The organism is Streptomyces sp. NPDC102402 (assembly GCF_044765765.1).
In the GTDB taxonomy this organism is placed as follows: Bacteria; Actinomycetota; Actinomycetes; order Streptomycetales; family Streptomycetaceae; genus Streptomyces.
In genome coordinates this window covers 1-2985 of record NZ_JBIWKR010000043.1, presented here as the reverse complement: position 1 = coordinate 2985, position 2985 = coordinate 1, and the positions used below count along the sequence as shown (strand labels likewise).

The 2985-nt window shown below is 75.1% G+C and carries 2 protein-coding genes; both read left to right on the top strand.

Features of this window, described 5'->3' with window-relative positions; translation table 11 throughout:
* The first annotated feature begins 259 nt into the window (after positions 1-259).
* Positions 260-1558 carry a phytase gene (locus tag ACIRJR_RS37070; protein ID WP_403789187.1) on the top strand — a complete coding sequence of 433 codons (1299 nt, stop codon included), beginning with the start codon at positions 260-262 and terminating at the stop codon, positions 1556-1558.
* Positions 1559-1620: 62 nt separating this feature from the next.
* Positions 1621-2877: an ROK family protein gene (locus ACIRJR_RS37065; RefSeq protein WP_403789185.1), complete on the top strand. Its 1257-nt coding sequence runs from the start codon at positions 1621-1623 to the stop codon at positions 2875-2877.
* Positions 2878-2985: the final 108 nt, after the last annotated feature.

The window sequence follows — 2985 nt, the reverse complement described above, 5'->3', positions numbered from 1 at the left end:
CGGTTACAAACACTTTCCCCCCCCCCGCCTCTCTGCTTTTGTTGGGGGGGGGGGGGCGGGGGGGGGGCCCCCCCCCCCCCCGCGCCCCCCGGCGGGCCCCGGGGGGGGGGGGGGGGGCCCCCCCCCCCCCCACGACACCGCGAATTCACCTCACGCCCACGTCGCCCTCATGGGGACGACACCGGCGCACCGCCCCGCCGCCCGACACTTCCTGATGAGTCATGGACATGTCCCTCTCACGACAGGAAGCACTGTGCGCATGCACCGCTCCCCTCGCCTGGCGGCCACCGCCCTCCTCGGCACGGCACTCGTCACCCTCGTCCCGCTGTCCCCCGCGTACGCCCGTCCGCTCCCGGCCGTCGGCGCGACGGCGGAGACCTCGGCGCTGTACGACGACGAGGAGGGGGGCAACGCCAATGCCGACGACCCGGCGATCTGGCGCAACGCCGCCGCCCCCGGGCGCAGTCTGGTCGTGGCCACGGCCAAGGAGGGCGGGCTGCGGGTCTACGGTCTGGACGCGTCCCTGGTCCAGTCCGTCCCGGCACCGGCCGCCGCCACGGAGGACGACGCGCCCGGCAGGTTCAACAACGTGGATCTGCTGACCGGGCTCCGCACCCCCGCCGGGCGCGCCGACGTGGCGGTGGTGAGCGACCGGGGCAACGACCGCCTGCGCATCTACCGCATCGACCCCTCTCGGCCCGGCGGACCGCTGAAGGACGTCACGGACCCGGGTGCCGCCCCGGTCTTCTCGGCGGACCAGGCCGAGATCAACGAGCAGCGGACCGCGTACGGGCTCGCCACCTGGCAGGACCGCTCCACCGGGCGCTCGTACGCCCTCGTGAGCCGGCGCAACACCACGGACCTGGCCCTGCTGGAGCTCCGGCCCACGGCGGCGGGCACGGTGGGCTACCGCCTGGTGCGGACCCTCTCACTCCCCTCGTCGTTCCGGCTGCCGAACGGCACCTCCTGGACGCCGTGCGGCGAGCCGGGCGAGCTGCCGCAGGTCGAGGGCATGGTCGTCGACCCGGAGAACGGCACGCTCTACGCGGGCCAGGAGGACGTCGGCATCTGGCGCCTGCCGGCCGGACTGAACGGGCGCCCGGTCCTGATGGACAAGGTCCGGGAGTACGGCGTCCCCGGGACGTACGACCCGGAGACCGAGGAGTGCGCACCGGGCGCGGACCCCGGCTTCGGCGGGAAGCGGCTGGCGGCCGACGTGGAGGGCCTGACCCTCTTCGGGAAGTCCGCCCGGGACGGCTACCTCATGGCGTCCGGCCAGGGCGACGACAGCTTCGCCCTCTACGACCGCGATCCCTCCCGGCGCAACACGTACGAGGGCGGCTTCCGCGTCACCGCCGTGTCGGCCGACCTCGACGGCAGCGAGGAGTGCGACGGTGCCGCCGTGCTCGACGAGCCGCTGGGGGCCCGCTATCCGCACGGGCTGCTGGTGGTCCAGGACGGTCACGAGACGTCGGCGTCGGGCAGCGAGGACGGCCGGGAGGCGACCGGCTTCAAGTTCGTCGACCTTCGCGCGGTGAAGGTCGCGGCGGACCTGTAGTCAGGGACCGGTCTCCCGCCGCGGCCGGGCCCCGGGGGGCATCGCATAGGCTCGTCGACGATATGAAGAGCTACCTCACACCCCTGGGGTCCAAGGCCGACAAGGACACCGTGCGCCGCCACAACCTGAGCCTCGTGCTGCGTGCCGTGCGCGACGAGGGCGAGGCCGGCGAGGCCACCCGCGCCGGCGTGTCGGCGCGGGTCGGGCTCACCCGGGCCGCGGTGTCCTCGCTGGTCGAGCAGTTGCTGGACAGCGGCTTCGTCACCGAGTCCGGCAAGACGTTCAGCGGTCAGGCCGGGCGGCCCGGCACAGCCCTGAAAGTGGCGCGCACCGGGCCCGCCGGGCTCGGGGTGGAGGTCAACATCGACTACGTGTCGGTCTGCGTGGTGGATCTGGCCGGCACAGGCCGGGTGCGGCAGACCGAGCACCTGGACAACCGCGGCGCCCCGCCCGAGGAGGTCCTCGCCCGGGCGGCGGGCATCGCCGCCCGGGCCCTCGGATCGGCTCGGGAACAGGACCTCTGCCCCGTCGGTACGGCGCTCGCCCTGCCGGGACTCGTCTCGGGCGGCTCGGTGCGCCAGGCGCCCAACCTGGGCTGGAACCAGGTCCCCGCCGAGGACCTCTTCGCCGACGCGCTCGCCGGCCTGCGTCCCGGCGCGGCACCGCTGCCGGTGCGCTCGGAGAACGAGGCGAATCTGGCGGCGCTGGCCGAGCTGTGGTTCGGCGGGCTCGACGCCGTCCGCAGCTTCCTCTACCTGACGGGCGAGATCGGTGTCGGCGGCGCCCTGGTGCTCGACGGCGAACTGCTGCGCGGCGCGCACGGTTTCGCCGGGGAGATCGGTCACGTGGTGGTGGACCCCGCCGGCCCCGAGTGCCGGTGCGGCTCGCGTGGCTGCCTCGAGCAGTACGCCGGCCAGTCGGCTCTGCTGCGGGCGGCCGGCATCGACGAGGCCGCGGGCGGGGCCGCCGGGGTGATGGAACTGGAGCGGCGGGCGCAGGCGGGTGACCCCGTGACGCTGGCCGCCGTGGCCGACGCCGGCCGGATGCTGGGGCAGGTGCTGTCCGGAGCGGTCAATCTGTTCGATCCGGACGCGGTGGTGCTCGGCGGGATATACCGCGGCCTGATGCCGTGGCTCTCCCCGCCCGCCGACGCGGAGCTGACGGGCCGAGTGGTGTCCGGTCTCTGGTCCCGGGGCGGCGGCAGGCTGCGCGCGTCGTCCGTCGCGGGTGACGCGGCGCGCGGCGCGGCGGCGCTGGTGGTGCAGGACGTGCTGGCCGACCCCGTCGCGTACGCCGGGCCCGCGCCGGTGGACGTCTGACAGCGGGGCCGCCGGGCCGGGGCGCCCGGTGGTGGTGTGCCGGGTGCCCCGGGGGGTGGGTCAGCGGACGTTGAGGAGGTGTTCCATGGCGAGCTGGTCGAGGGCTTC

What these genes read in the sequence shown, in the direction of transcription:
- ACIRJR_RS37070 (WP_403789187.1), top strand. Translation starts at nt 260, where the DNA reads ATGCACCGCTCCCCTCGCCTGGCGGCCACCGCCCTCCTCGGCACGGCA.
- ACIRJR_RS37065 (WP_403789185.1), top strand. Translation starts at nt 1,621, where the DNA reads ATGAAGAGCTACCTCACACCCCTGGGGTCCAAGGCCGACAAGGACACC.